Origin of the sequence: Wenzhouxiangella sp. XN79A, from assembly GCF_012272825.1 — a bacterium.
GTDB lineage: Bacteria > Pseudomonadota > Gammaproteobacteria > Xanthomonadales > Wenzhouxiangellaceae.
In genome coordinates, this window is sequence record NZ_JAAWWS010000145.1 from 126161 (window position 1) to 140584 (window position 14424).

At 69.1% G+C, this 14424-nt stretch carries 10 protein-coding genes; 5 read left to right on the plus strand and 5 right to left on the minus strand.

Annotated elements, in window-relative coordinates; all coding sequences use genetic code 11:
- Positions 1-65: 65 nt before the first annotated feature.
- On the minus strand, positions 66-677 hold the full coding sequence (locus HFP89_RS07315) for a TetR/AcrR family transcriptional regulator (RefSeq protein WP_168716987.1): 612 nt from the start codon (positions 675-677) through the stop codon (positions 66-68).
- 115 nt (positions 678-792) lie between these two features.
- On the opposite strand from HFP89_RS07315, the gene HFP89_RS07320 reads away from it, so the two are divergent.
- Together HFP89_RS07320 and HFP89_RS07325 are read left to right on the plus strand one after the other, a co-directional pair.
- Positions 793-1683 carry a vitamin K epoxide reductase family protein gene (locus HFP89_RS07320; RefSeq protein ID WP_168716988.1) on the plus strand — a complete coding sequence of 297 codons (891 nt, stop codon included), beginning with the start codon at positions 793-795 and terminating at the stop codon, positions 1681-1683.
- Positions 1680-3461, plus strand: coding sequence for a DUF885 domain-containing protein (locus HFP89_RS07325; protein WP_168716989.1), 1782 nt, complete (start codon positions 1680-1682; stop codon positions 3459-3461). Before HFP89_RS07320 ends, HFP89_RS07325 begins: the two co-directional genes overlap by 4 nt.
- A 21-nt stretch (positions 3462-3482) precedes the next feature.
- Here the strand turns inward: HFP89_RS07325 and HFP89_RS07330 are convergent, their stop codons facing one another.
- Positions 3483-4796: a GntP family permease gene (locus HFP89_RS07330; protein WP_168716990.1), complete on the minus strand. Its 1314-nt coding sequence runs from the start codon at positions 4794-4796 to the stop codon at positions 3483-3485.
- Positions 4797-5043: 247 nt separating this feature from the next.
- On the opposite strand from HFP89_RS07330, the gene HFP89_RS07335 reads away from it, so the two are divergent.
- The 3 genes from HFP89_RS07335 (at position 5044) to HFP89_RS07345 (ending at position 12254) form a co-directional block, all read left to right on the plus strand.
- The gene (locus HFP89_RS07335) at positions 5044-7461 is read left to right on the plus strand and encodes a TonB-dependent receptor (RefSeq protein ID WP_168716991.1); all 2418 of its coding nucleotides are present in this window, start codon (positions 5044-5046) and stop codon (positions 7459-7461) included.
- Between the two features lie 185 nt (positions 7462-7646).
- Positions 7647-11078, plus strand: coding sequence for a PAS-domain containing protein (locus tag HFP89_RS07340; RefSeq protein ID WP_168716992.1), 3432 nt, complete (start codon positions 7647-7649; stop codon positions 11076-11078).
- A 30-nt stretch (positions 11079-11108) separates the two neighbouring features.
- Entirely contained in the window at positions 11109-12254 is a 1146-nt protein-coding gene (locus tag HFP89_RS07345) for a M14-type cytosolic carboxypeptidase (RefSeq protein ID WP_206212256.1), read from the plus strand.
- Between the two features lie 696 nt (positions 12255-12950).
- On the opposite strand, the gene tatC is transcribed toward HFP89_RS07345, so the two are convergent.
- From tatC to tatA, 3 genes are read right to left on the minus strand one after another with little or no spacing between them, the layout of a single operon-like run.
- Positions 12951-13721 carry a twin-arginine translocase subunit TatC gene (gene tatC / locus HFP89_RS07350; RefSeq protein ID WP_168716993.1) on the minus strand — a complete coding sequence of 257 codons (771 nt, stop codon included), beginning with the start codon at positions 13719-13721 and terminating at the stop codon, positions 12951-12953.
- Complete coding sequence (gene tatB / locus HFP89_RS07355; RefSeq protein ID WP_168716994.1) at positions 13705-14166, minus strand: Sec-independent protein translocase protein TatB; 462 nt, start codon at positions 14164-14166, stop codon at positions 13705-13707. Before tatB ends, tatC begins: the two co-directional genes overlap by 17 nt.
- A gap of 2 nt (positions 14167-14168) precedes the next feature.
- On the minus strand, positions 14169-14390 hold the full coding sequence (tatA, locus tag HFP89_RS07360; RefSeq protein ID WP_168716995.1) for a twin-arginine translocase TatA/TatE family subunit: 222 nt from the start codon (positions 14388-14390) through the stop codon (positions 14169-14171).
- Positions 14391-14424 lie beyond the last annotated feature (34 nt).

Here is a 14424-nt window from a genome sequence, read left to right on the forward strand (position 1 = left end):
CGGTCGTCGGGAAACGGGGTGGAGGCGTCTGCTCATCGGGGTCGGGTCTCGCTGCGAGCGGCGGGTCAGTCGGCGGGGGGCGGCGCCAGACCATCCATGTAGATCGCGAGGAAATCGCTGAGGAATTCCTCGTCGCTGCCCATGCCCGGCCACTGGGCATGGTGGCTGCGGGCCTGGAACCACTGGGTGCAGACCAGCACGAACATCGTCACCACGTGCATCGGGTTGACGTCGCTTCGGAACACGCCGCCCTGCTGGGCCTGGCGGACGCGCTCGGCGCCGAGCCGGGCCAGCGCGGCGTCCATTTCGCCGCAGGTCGCGTCGCCTTCCATATGCGTCCAGGCCAGCAGCCGGACGACCTGCGGGTTGTCCTGCAGGAACCGGAAGTACTTGATCACGCCGTCGCGCAACAGCGAGCCGTCGACGGTGGTGGCCTGCTCGAGTTCCTGCATCTGGTCGGCCACGTAGCGCGACAGCGCCGCTTCCTTGGTCGCTTCCCACAGCGCGTCCTTGGAGCCGAAGTGATGGTGGATCAGGCTCTTGGTCACGCCGCTTTTTTCGGCGATCTGGCGCATCGAGACGTCGGCGAAGCCCTGGTCGACGAACAGCTCCAGCGCGGCGGCCAGGATCTGGCGCCGGGTCAGTTCCGGATCGCGCGTAGTCGCAGCGGTATTCATGCGCGGAGTTTCGCATGAACTGGCCGGCCGGTCAATTGCCGCACATCGCATCGCGACAGCCGCGCGCGGCTTGAGTAGACTGGCCAGCCTTTCCGGATCACGAGAGACTGCATCCATGAGCCGCAAGCGCAAGACGGCCGCATCGGCCCGCTCGTCCCGTCCCGCCTCGAAACCGGCGTCGAGCCCGTCGCCGAAACTGCAGCCCGACCGCGTGGTCGCAGTGCTGGCCGGCCTGGGCGTGCTGATCACCGCCTTCCTGACGTTCACCGGCCTGACCGCGCAGGCGCCGCTGTTCTGCGGCCCCGATTCCGGCTGCGACCTGGTCCAGAACAGTCGCTATGCCACGCTGCTCGGCCTGCCGGTCGCGCTGTGGGGCCTGCTGATGTACCTGGCGATCCTGTGGTCGGCGGTGCTGCTGCCGCCGCGTCTGAAGCGCTGGCGCCGACTGGCCTGGCTGACGACCATCGGCCTGGCCATCAGCGTCTATTTCACCCTGACCGGTTGGTTGGCCCTCGACGCCTGGTGCGGCTGGTGCCTGGCATCGCAGGTAGTGATGCTGGCGCTGCTGATCGTGGTCTTCGCCCGCCGGCCCGAGTCGGCCCCGGGTGAGCCGTGGCCGCGTTTTGCCGGGGCACTGGTGCTGGTGGCCGTATTCGCCGCCGGCGGCCTGCACGCCTGGCAGAACGGCTGGCTGCTGCCGCCGGAGGATCCGCAGCTGCGGGGCCTGGCCGAGCACCTGGAGGCGCGTGGAGCGAAGTACTACGGTGCGTTCTGGTGCCCGAACTGCCAGGACCAGCGCCAGATGTTCGGCCGTTCGGCCGACCGTCTGCCCTACGTCGAGTGTTCGCCGAACGGTCGCCGCGGTTCGGTTGCGGTCGAGTGCGTGATCAACGACATCGACAGCTACCCGACCTGGGTCATCGATGGTCGCCAGCATCAGCGCGTGCTGTCGCTGGACGAGCTGGCCCGCCTGTCGGGCTACCGGGAATGGAACCGGGAACCATGACCTCCGTGCTGCGCGGCCTGGTCCTGGCGCTGCTGTTGTCGTCCGGGAGTGCGGCCGCCGATCGCCAGGTCTCGGCCGAGGCCGTGCGGGCCTTCGACCGGCTGGTCGCCGACTACGAGTCCTGGCGGCTGGCCGAGAACCCGATCGAGGCCGGTCGGCGCGGTGACCTCGAGGCGCTGGCGCGCTGGCCCGAGGCCGGTCCGACGGCGGTCGATCGGCGCCGCGCGCGATCCCGCCAGTTCCTGGCCCGGCTCGATGCGATCGATCCGGCCGAGTTGCCGGCCGGCGACCGGACCAGCCATGCGGTGCTGGCCTACCTGCTGGGCTCGGCGGTGGCGCGTGCTTCGTTCGACGAGGAGCGGATGCCGTTCGTCAACGACTCCGGCTTTTTCACCATGCCGCTCTATGTCGCCGCCTCGACCCGGCCGAAGAGCCGGGCCGAAGCCGAGGCCTGGATCGCCCGGCTCGACGCGCTGCCGGCCTGGCTGGACACGCACGTAGCGTGGATGCAGCGCGGCGTGGCGGCCGGCTTCGTGCAGCCGGCGCTGGTCGTCGAAGCGGTGCTGGCCCAGCTCGATACGGTAATCGCCACGGCGCCGGAAGACAGTCCGCTGCTGGCCCCGATCGAGGCGCTGCCGCCGCGCGTGGCCGCGGTCCATGGCGAGACGCTGCGGGCCGAGACACTGGCGCGGATCGAGTCCGGCGTGCTGCCGGCCTACCGGCGTATCGCGGCGTTCTTCCGCACCGACTATCTGGCCGAGCCGCGCCGCTCGATCGGCATTTCCGAGGTGCCGGACGGCCGCGCCTACTACCGTGCGCTGGTCCGCCACCACACCACCCGCGACACCACGCCGCAGGCGGTCCACGAGCAGGGCCTGGCCGAAGTTGCGCGCATCCGCGCCGAAATGGAAGCGATCGTCGCCGAACTGGAATTCGACGGCAGCTTCGCCGACTTCCTGCACTTCCTGCGCACCGATCCGCGGTTCTACGCCGAAACGCCCGATGAGCTGATCATGCACGCGTCATGGATCGCCAAGCGCGCCGACGACGCGATGCCGAGATTCTTCGGTCGCCTGCCGCGCCTGCCCTACGGCGTGCGGCCGGTGCCGGACCACCTGGCGCCGACCTACACCACCGGACGCTACTGGCCCGGCGATCTGGAAAACGGCGTGGCCGGGGGCTACATGGTCAACACGCACGCCCTGAACCAGCGTCCGCTCTACGCGTTGCCGGCGCTGACCCTGCACGAGGCGGTGCCCGGTCACCACCACCAGGGCGCGCTGGCCCAGGAACTCGAGGACGTGCCGGACTTCCGCCGCACGACCTACATCACGGCCTTCGGCGAAGGGTGGGCGTTGTACACCGAGCATCTCGGCATCGAGATGGGCATCTACCGCACGCCCTACGAGCACTTCGGCCGCCTGACCTACGAGATGTGGCGGGCCTGTCGGCTGGTCGTCGACACCGGCATCCACTACTTCGGCTGGAGCCGCGAGCAGGCCGAGGCCTGCCTGCTCGAGAACTCGGCGCTTGCGCCGCACAATGTCCGGACCGAGGTCACCCGCTACATCGCCTGGCCCGGCCAGGCGCTGGCCTACAAGACCGGCGAGCTCCTGATCCGGCAGCTGCGCGCCGATGCCGAGGCCCGACTCGGCGACGGCTTCGACCTGCGCGCCTTTCACGATCACCTGCTGGGCCAGGGCGCGATGCCGCTGGACGCGCTGGAATCGAGAATGCGCGACTGGATCGAGTTGCAGCACATCGCCGCCGGGCCCTGAGACGGCCCGGTCCGCGCGCGATCAGAGCCCGATCGCGAACAGTCCGAGGCACAGGATCAGGCCGGCCAGCGGCACCAGCACGGTCAGCGCGGCCATCGCCGGATAGGCCGCGGCGTGGGTCTCGCCGCAGATCGCCCGGATCGTGGTGACCACGTAGCCGTTGTGCGGCAGCGAGTCCAGCGCGCCGGACGAAATCGCGACCACGCGATGCAGCTGGTCGGGGTCGACGCCCTGGTCGATGTAGTGCGGCCCGAGGATCGGCAGCGCGATGGCCTGGCCGCCCGACGCCGAACCGGTCATGGCCGCGATCGCCGAGACGGCCACGGCGGCACTGACCAGTCCGCTGCCCGGCAGGTGGGTCACCCAGTCGACCGCGACTTCGAAGGCCGGCGCGGCCTTGGCCACGGTGCCGAAGCCGACCACCGCGGCGGTATTGCCGATCGCGATCAACGCGCCGGTGCCGCCCTCGGCCAGCGCTTCGCCGGGCGCATGGAGATGACGCAGGTTGATCGCCGCGGCCGCCAGGCAGCCGGCCAGCAGCGCGACGATCAGCGCCGAGGTTCCGAGCGCATCGTGCGTCGTGAACGAGATGCCCAGCACGACCAGGAGCGGGATCGTGGCCAGCGCCGGATGCGGAAGGTCGCCGCGCCCGGTCTCCGGATCGAACGGCCGTCCCTCGAAGGATTCGCCGCGCGCCACGGCGCGGTCGAGCATCCATTTCAGCCAGACGTAGCCGACCACGGCCATGAACACCGCGACGACCAGGCTGGCCTGCCACGCCGCCAGCGGGCTGGTGCCGAGAAACTCGACCGGAATCCAGTTCTGGATCTCCGGTGAGCCGGCCGAGGTCATCGTGAAGGTCACCGAGCCGAACGCCATCGTGGCCGGGATGAACCGGCGCGGCAGGTCGGCGTCGCGGAACAGCGCCAGCGCCATCGGGTAGACCGAGAAGGCGACCACGAACAGGCTGACCCCGCCGTAGGTCAGCACCGCGCAGGCCAGCACCACGGCCAGCGCGGCACGCGCGCTGCCGAGCCGGCCGATGATCCAGTGCGCCACGCTCTCGGCGCCGCCGGACGATTCCATCAGCTTGCCGAACAGCGAGCCGAGCAGGAAGATGAAGAACCACGAGGCGATGAAGCCGGTGAAGCCGCTCATGTACTGGCCGACCAGGTCGACCCCGCCGTCCTCGGCCAGCGGCGGCAGCAGCGCGATGTCGCTGGTCAGCGCGACCAGCAGCGCGCACAACGGGGTGGCGACGAACAGGCTCATCCCGCGCATGGTCAGCACGATCAGCAGGGCAAGGCCGCCGAGCAGCCCGATCAGACTCAACATGTGGCGCGTCCGCTCCGAGGATGGGTCGAGGCCGGCGCGCGGATCGGCGGCCGGCGACCTCATGGTGCGCAGGTCCGGCATCGCCAGCCACTGTACCAAGGTCCAAGCCGCTCGCCCTGCGGCCCTGTACCTTGGTCCAATTCCCCTGCGGCGGTCGGTTCGTAGACTGCGATGAAGCCCGTCGCACCGCGACCCCTCTGCGCTTGCGGTGCGCACCCACCACAAGAACATCGATCCCGAGGTCGCCATGAAGCCTTCCGTTACCGAATCGCCGTACCGCCGCCGCGCGTTGGACCGGGCCATCCGGCTGGCGCTGATCACCGGCCTGAGCCTGGGCTTGGGCCTGGCCCAGGCGCAGGACACCGACAACGAAGACGAGACCGCGAATGCCGAAGAGGCTGCCGATCTCGGTGCCGTCGAAGTCACCGCCCGGCGACGGGCCGAAACGCTGCGCGACGTGCCGATCTCGGTGACCGCGATCAGCGGCGAGGATCTCGAAGACCGCGGCGCGCAGGACATCACCTACCTGAACCAGGTCGTGCCGAACGCGACCATCGAGATCTCGCGCGGGACGACCAACACGCTGACCACGTTCATCCGCGGCGTCGGCCAGCAGGACCCGGTCGCCGGCTTCGAGAACGGCGTCGGCATCTACCTCGACGATGTCTACCTGAACCGTCCGCAGGGGGTGGTGCTCGACATCTACGATGTCCAGCGGGTCGAAGTGCTCCGAGGCCCGCAGGGCACGCTGTACGGACGCAACACCATCGGCGGGGCGATCAAGTACGTGACCAGGCGGCTGGGCCGCGAGGCCACCGCGTCGCTGGAAGGATCGATCGGCAGCTTCTCGCAGACCGACTTCATCGCCTCCGGCGAGCTTCCGATCGGCGATACCTTCGCGGTCGGCGCCAGCGTCGCCTCGTTCGAGCGCGACGGTTTCGGCGACAACCTGACCACCGGCAAGGACAACTACGACAAGGACCTGCTGGCCTTCCGCGCCAGCGCCGAGTGGACGCCGACCTACAATCTCTTCGTCCGCCTGGCCGCGGACTACACCGACGACCAGTCCAGCCCGACCGGCGGACATCGCCTGATTCCGGGCCTGTTTTCCGGGGCGCCGGTGCTCGACGACGTCTACGATTCGCGCGGTGGCCTGATCGGCCGCCAGGAGGCCGAGCAGATGGGGGTCGCGCTGACCGTCGAATACGACATCAACCCGAACTGGCTGTTCAAGAGCATCACCGCCTACCGCGAGGACGAGAACTGGAACCAGATCGACTTCGACGCGCTGCCGGCCGCCGACGTCGACGTGCCGGCCAACTACGAAAACGAGCAGTTCAGTCAGGAGTTCCAGCTGAACTTCACCAGCGAGCGCGTCGCCGGCGTGGCCGGCTTCTACTACCTCGACGCCAACGCCTTCAACCAGTTCGACGTGCTGCTGGCCACGACCGGGGAGCTGATCGGCATCCCCGGTCTGGCCGCCAACACGGTGGGCGATGTCGATACCTCGTCGTGGTCGCTGTTCGCCGACGTCAGTTTCGACCTCGACGAGTACTTCGGCCTCGACACGGGCCTCGAACTGTCCATCGGCGGCCGGTACACCAGCGACGAACGCTCCTCGCGCGTGCTGCGCCAGAACTTCGCCGGCGGGATTTCCCCGGGACTCGGCGGTGAGGGGGTTCCGTTCGCGGTGACCTCCGATTTCCGCGGCGAAGAAGAATTCACCGAGTTCACGCCGCGGCTCAGCCTGGCCTGGCAGCCGAACGAGTTCCACAACCTCTATGTCAGCTACAGCCAGGGTTTCAAGGGCGGCGGCTTCGACCCGCGCGGTCTGACCACCGCGGCACCGGACTTCAACGGTGACGGCACGGTCAGCGACGACGAAGTCTTCGAGTTCATGAAGTTCGATCCCGAGATCGTCGACACCTACGAGGCCGGGATCAAGTCCAGCCTGTTCGACCGCCGCGTCTCGACCAGCCTGGCGGTGTTCTACAGCGACTACACCGACATCCAGGTGCCCGGTTCGATCGGTGTGGACACCGATGGCGACGGCGTGTCCGATACCTTCGCCGGGGTCACGACCAACGCCGGTGAGGCCGTGGTCAAGGGCATCGAGTTCGAGGGCTCGGCGCTGCTGGGCCGCAACATGATGACCGCCGGCGACTCGTTCACCGCGCGCACCGCGATCGGCTACATCGATGCCGACTACAAGGAGTTCATCGCCCTGGTCACCGACCCGGCCACCGGCGGCCAGGCGCTGCAGGACGTGTCGGACCAGCGGGTGTTCCAGAATACCCCGGACTGGACCGCTCACCTGGGCCTGCAGTACGACGTACCGGTGAACTGGTTCAACACGCCGGGTTCGTTCTCCGTGCTCGGTGCCTGGTCCTACCGCGGCGACACCAACCAGTTCGAGACGCCTTCGCAGTTCCTCGACCAGGACGCCTATTCGCTCTACGACCTGAGCCTGGTCTGGAAGCGACTGGACGGGAAATACGAGATCGGCCTGTACGGTCGCAACCTGGCCGACGAAGAGTACAAGGTCTCGGGCTACCTGTTCGCCACGCCCGACGGCAGTGCCTCGACGCTGGGCCTGGAAGGTATCGCCAACGCGTTCTACGGCCCGCCGCGGACGATCACGCTGACCGGTCGGGTCAACTTCTGACCCGGCGCTCCGCGCCGTTCGCTTCATCGGGATTCTCCCAACGACCCCCGATTCCGGGCCGGTTCTGCCGGCCCGTCTTTTTTCGCCGGGGCGGCGTCGGGTGCGCCTGCATCGATTCGGTCGCGCCCGAGTACACTCCTCCAGTGCTTTCCTGAACGAGTGGCCACTGGCGCGATGACGCTGCGATGCCCACCGAACTGTCGGTGACCAAGGACCTGTCGCTCGGGCTGCTCGTCCTGGCCGGACTGGCCTGGCTGGGCCTGCTGTTCGCCGTGGCGCTGTGGGGCGAGAAAGCCAAAGCGCGTCCGCGACGCGCCTGGCCGGTGGTCTATGCGCTGTCGCTGGCCGTCTACTGCACCGCCTGGACGTTCTACGGCGTGACCACCCAGGCGGTGCGCTCGGGCTGGGCAGTGCCGCCGACCTTCATCGGCACCATCGTGCTGTTCGTGCTGTTCACGCCGTTCCTGGTCCGGCTGGTCCGCTTGGCCAAGCAGCACAACACCACCAGCATCGCCGATTTCATCGCCAGCCGGTTCGGCAAGTCCTCGGCGCTGGCGGCCGTGGTGACGGCCGTGGCGGTGCTCGGGATGGTGCCGTACATCGCGCTGCAGCTCAAAGCCGTGGCGATGAGCTTCGGCGCGGTGGCCGGGCTGCCCGATCGGGCCGACGGCCCGGCCACCTGGCAGGACCTGGCCTTCTACGTGGCGATCTTCATGGCGCTGTTCGCGGTGCTGTTCGGGACGCGGCGCGCGGCGGCCACCGAGCACAACCGCGGGCTGGTGCTGGCGATGGGCTTCGAGAGCCTGTTCAAGCTGGTCGCGATGCTGGCGCTCGGCGCCTTCGTGGTGTTCGGACTCTACGCCGGCCCCGCCGATCTCCAGGCGCGGACCCCGTCGCTGGAGTTCCGCGAACCCGCCTCGTTCGTCACCCTGGCGCTGCTCGGCGCGCTGGCCATGTTCACCCTGCCGCACCAGTTCCACATCGGCGTGGTCGAGTGCCGCGACGAACGCCACCTGGCCACCGCGCGCTGGCTGTTCCCGCTGTTCCTGCTGCTGATCGCGCTGCCGGTGCTGCCGCTGGCCCGGGCCGGCGTGGCGCTGCTCGGCGAGGCCGGGGTCGCGCCCGACCTCTACGTGCTGATGCTGCCGCTGGCCCACGAGCAGTCCGGCCTGGCGCTGTTCGCGTTCCTCGGCGGCCTGAGCGCGGCGACCGGCATGGTGATCCTGGCCAGCCTGACCTTGTCGATCATGCTCGGCAATCACTGGATCACGCCGCTGCTGCTCCAGCGTCGCTGGTCGCCGGGCCGCGAGCTGGCTGTGCCGGTGCGGGTCCAGCGGCGCGTCGGCATCGTGCTGGTGCTGCTGCTGGCCTATGCCTACGGCCGCCTGGCCGGCACCGCCGAGGCGCTGGCCGACATCGGCGCACTGTCGTTCTCGGGACTGGCCCAGCTGGCCCCGGCAGTCGTGCTGGCGGTCTACCGGCCGAACCTTCCGGCGCGCGCGATCCTGGCCGGGCTGCTGGCGGGGGTCGCGGTCTGGGCCTACGTGCTGCTGCTGCCGCTGGTCGTCGCGTTCGATGGGCGGGTCGCGCTGCCGGTCTGGCTCAGTCCCGACGGACTGTTCGGCCTCGGCGGCATCGACGCGCTGCCGCGTGCGGTGGCCGCCAGCCTGCTGGCCAACGGCCTGGCGATCGTGCTGACCGCGCTGGGCAGCGCGCGCCGTGGCGGCGTGCCGAGCGGCGATCCGGAAGGCAGTCCGCTGCCCGATGCGGTGCTGCACCGACTGGCCGAGCGCTTCCTGCCGCCGGACCGTCGCTCGGCGGTGCTCGGTTCGTCCGATGCCCTCGAGCGTGAACGTGCCCTGGAGCACGAGCTGGCCGCCGTGGTCGGAGCCGCGTCGGCGCGGCTGCTGCTCGATGCCGCGCGCCGGCGCGCACCGGCCCCGCTGGACACCGTGGCCGAGCTGGTCGGCCAGGCGGCCGAGCAGGCGCAGTTCAGCCAGGCGGTGCTGTCCGGCGCGCTGGAGAACATGAGCCAGGGCGTCTGCGTGGTCGATGCCGAACTCAGGCTGGTGGCCTGGAATCGGCCCTATCTCGACCTGTTCGATTACCCGCCGTCGCTGATCCGGGTCGGCCGACCGGTCGCCGACCTGCTTCGCCACAACGCCGTCCGGGGGCTGGTCGAGGCCGCCGATGTCGAGGCCGCCGTCCAGCGCCGGCTCGACCACAAGCGGGCCGGTTCACCGCATCGCATCGAGCGAAGCTGGCCGGACGGCCGGATCATCGAGATCCGCGGCAACCCGATGCCGGGCGGCGGTTTCGTTGCCACGTTCAGCGACGTCACCGCGTTTCGCCGCGCCGAACAGGAACTCAAGCGCAGCAACGAGACGCTGGAACAGCGCGTGGCGGCGCGCACCGTCGAGCTCGAGCAGGCCAAGATCGAGGCCGAGCGGGCCAGCGCGGCCAAGAGCCGGTTCCTGGCCGCGGTCAGCCACGATCTGGTCCAGCCGCTGAACGCGGCCCAGCTGATGACCCACTCGCTGGCCGCGCGGATCGAAACGCCTGCCGCGCAGCGCTCGCTGAAGCAGATCAGCGGCGCGCTCGGCGCGACCGAGGACCTGCTCGAGGCGCTGCTCGACATCTCGCGTCTCGACGCCGGCGGGCTGGAGCCGCGGGTGACCCGGTTCGCGCTCGACGAGTTGTTCGAGCAGCTGTCCGGCGAGTTCGCGATGCTGGCCGAGGCGCGCGGGCTTCAACTGCGCTGGCGACGCAGCGGCGCGTGGGTCGAGACCGATCCGCAGCTGCTGCGCCGGATCCTGCAGAACTTCCTGTCCAACGCCGTGCGCTATACCCGGAAGGGCGGCATCCTGCTGGCCGCCCGGCGGCGTGGCCACCGCGTGCTGGCCGGCGTCTGGGATACCGGGCCCGGCATCCCGGACGCCGCTCGCTCGGTGGTGTTCGAGGAGTTCCGCCGGCTCGATCCGGAAGACGCTGCGCCCGGCCTGGGCCTGGGGCTGGCGATCGCCGAGCGGATGGCCCGGCTGCTGGACCACCGTCTGCTGCTCGACTCCCGCGAACGGCATGGAACGCTGTTCGGCGTCGAGCTGCCGGTGGTCGAGGTGGACGCGAGCCGGTCGGCCGACGGCATCCAGGGCGTTGCGCGGACCGCAACGACGGACGACGAACCGGCGCGGGTCCTGGTGGTCGATAACGAACCGGCCATGCTCGATTCACTGGCCGCGCTGCTCGGCGACTGGGGGCTGGCGGTGGTCGCACGGTCCGACGAGGCCGCGGCCCTGGCCGCGCTCGAGGTCGATGGCTCCTTCGACCTGCTGCTGCTCGACTATCATCTCGACGGCGGTCGGACCGGGCTGGAACTGCTGCGATCATTGCGCGCGGCCGGTTGCCACGCACCGGCGGTGCTGGTCAGCGCCGATCACGCCGCCGAGCTGCGCGGCGCGGCCCGTGCGGCCGGTTGCGCGCTGCTGCACAAGCCGATCCGCCCGCTGGCGCTCAAGAGCGTGCTGCGCCACCTCCGCGCTGCCGCGACGGCCGCCGGGCCGACGCCGGCACCGGGCGGTGATTCGCCCCGCGCATCGAGCGCCGATCCGCTACCCTGAGGCGCATTCACGAGGCCTCGCGAGGACACCATGATCACGATTTCCAGCCGCTTCGACGGCGGTAACATCGAGGTGGTCGATGCCACCGATCCCGCTGACCTGCGCCTGAAGATCCGCCGCGATGTCGGCGGTCGACACGCCCAGTGGTTCTACTTCCAGCTCGGCAACGCCCGCGGCCGTGCCTGCCGGATGGTCATCGAGAACGCCGGCGAGATGTCCTATCCCGACGGGTTCGAGGGCTACCAGGCGGTCGCCTCCTCCGACGGCACGACCTGGTTTCGCGTGCCGACGAGTTTCGACGGCGAGCAGCTGGTCATCGAACACACCCCGGAATCCAACCAGCTGTTCTTCGCCTATTTCGCGCCCTACAGCTACGAGCGTCACCAGTGGCTGATCGCCACCGCCGCAGAGTCGCCGCAGGTCGCCGACGAGGTGCTGTGCCTGACGCCTGACGGACACGCGCTGACGCTGCTGACCATCGGCGATCCCGGGTCGCCGGCCGCGGATGGTTCGGCCAGGGTGCCGGTGTGGATCACCGCCCGCCAGCACCCCGGCGAGACGATGGCCGAGTGGTGGGTCGAGGGCTTTCTCGACCGCCTGCTCGACGTCGAGGACGGCGCGGCGCGCGAGTTGCTCGATCGGGCGGTGATCTACCTGGTGCCGAACATGAACCCGGACGGCAGCGTGCGCGGTCATTTGCGGGTCAATGCGCGGGGCGTGAACCTGAACCGGGCCTGGCGCGATCCGGACGAGACCGATTCGCCCGAGGTGTATCACGTCCGCGCAAGGATGCACGAGACCGGTGTCGGTTTCGCGCTCGACGTGCACGGCGACGAGGGGCTGCCGTACAACTTCATCGCCGGCGGCGAGGGTGTGCCGCGCTGGAACGACGCGATGCAGGCCGAGCTGGACGCCTTCAAACGGCTGCTGGCCGACCTGACGCCGGACTTCCAGACCGAGTTCGGCTACGCCGTCGACCCACCGGGTTCGGCCGACCTGCGCAAGTGCACCGACTACATCGCCGAGACCTTCGGCTGCCTGGCGATGACCCTGGAAATGCCGTTCAAGGATGCCGCCAACCATCCGCTGCCGGAGCTCGGCTGGTCGCCCGGGCGGGCGGTCAAGCTCGGGGCGGTGTGTGTGGATGCGATCCGGATGGCGATTCGGCAGGGGTGATGGTCGTACCGGCGTTCCGGGGGTCGAGCGTTCGGCCCTCGGGGGGTGTTGTTTTCTGTTGCGGTTGGTGCTGCAGTTTCCGCTTCGACTTCGAATTCGACTTCAAAGGCGTTTCGCCGCCTGCTTCGCAGGCTGATGCGACCTGCTTTTGTCGCAAATAGAAGTAGGCAAACGTGCTTCCTGATTACGCACGTTGCTCAGCCGGTAGTACAGCCCTCCGGAGGCGTGCAGGAAACTCGAGAACAGCAAGCAAGGACCCTTCGAAAGCGCTTTTTTGCCCGGCTTTGCCTGTTGGAGGGCGCTTGCGCGCGAAGGGTGGCCGCTTCCGAAGTCGTTCGCGCGCAAGCGCCCTCCACCAGGCGGTCTTTCTGCCAGTCCGGCGTCGGGCTGGAATCTCGCTTGGGATGGAAACCCGTCCTTCGAATCCGATCGGACGATCCAACGGCTCGCCTGTATCGCCTGCCGCGACGCTCCGATGGCGGGACGCTACCCGACCGTGGCCGAGATTCATGCGTAATCAGGAACGCCTTTGAAGTTGAACCCGAATCCTCGAGACCGTCGGCTGCATCAGTCCGCGAGGCAAGCGGAGAAACGCTTTCGATCCCGGATGTGGATCCGGAATCCGCCCGTAAGGCCGGCCGGACGACCACGCTCGGGCAAGGGCCACCTCGAAGCCCACGCCGACCGCGCTGCGGCTCAGTCGTCCGACGCCTCCGCGTCTTCGCGAGCGTCCCGGTCGCGAACCACCATCCGCGAGAACACGATCCCCAGCTCGTAGAGCATCCAGACCGGGATCGCCAGCAGGGTCTGCGAGATCACGTCCGGCGGCGTGATCAGCATGGCCACGAAGAACACGCCGACCACCACGTAGCCGCGGGCCTTCGCGAGCTGCTCCGGCGTCACCAGGCCGATCGCGACCAGGACCACGGTGACCACCGGCACTTCGAAGGCGAAGCCGAAGGCCAGGAACAGCACCATGACGAAGTCGAGGTAGCGGGTGATGTCGGTCATCACCGCCACGCCCTCGGGTGCGATCTTGGTGATGAAGGCGAAGATCAGCGGCAGGACCAGGAAATAGGCGAACAGGCAGCCGATGTAGAACAGTGCGGTGGCCGCGAACAGCAGCGGCCGGGCGATGCGCTTTTCGTGCTGGTACAGCCCCGGCGCGACGAAGGCCCAGAGCTGGTAGATGATGTAGGGCATGGCCAGCAGCAGGGCCAGCACCATGACCAGCTTGAACGGCGCGAAGACCGGCGAGGCGACGTCGATCGCGATCATGCTGGCGCCTTCCGGCAGGCGCGAGACCAGCGGCTCGGAGACCGCCGAGTACAGCGTGCGCGCGAACGGCACCAGCGCCAGCATGCAGACCACGACCGCCAGCACCGCGCGAATCAGTCGAGTGCGCAGTTCCAGCAGGTGGTCGATCAGGCTCAGTTCCTGGTCGGTGTCGTCAGCCGGCGTCGTCATCGCGTTTCGGTCCGCGTTCGCGGTCGGTCACTGGGTCGTCGGACGCGGCATCGTCCGATCCGGCCGCTGATGGAAGCTCGTCCGATCGCATATCCGATCGCGTAGCCGGTGCGGAGCCGGGTTGCTTGCCGGGTTGCTTGCCGGGCGGGGCGGTTTCGGAGTCGCCCGATGCGTCGGACCGATCGGAGGCCGCGTCGGACTCGCGCGCGCCAGTCTCCTCCGGCCCGGGCTCGACGTCGCGGCCGGCCGTCGCTTCCATGATCCTGCGGTTGTGGTCGGCGTCGAGTTCGGACTGAAGCTCCGACTGCAGGCTCTGCCACGCGCGGCGGGCCTGGCGGGTCAGTCGGCCGGCGGTGCGGGCCATGGGCGGCAGCCGCTCCGGCCCGAGCACGATCAGCGCGACGACCGCCAGCAGCAGCAGCTCGGTGAAGCCGACGCCGCCCACGGTCAGTGCCGGGTCGAGCCGGAATCGCTGTCGTCGGAGGAGGTCTTCTTCGAGGACGTGTCCTTGTCGCTCTCGCCGTCGGCATCGCCGTCGCTGAGTCCCTTGCGGAAATCCTTCATCGCACCACCGAGGTCGCCACCGATGTTGCGCAGCTTCTTGGTGCCGAAGATCAGCAGGACGATCAGCAGGATGATCAGCAACTGCCAGGGGCTGATGTTGGCCATGGGCGGTTCGCTCCGGGGGCAGGGCGGAAAGGAC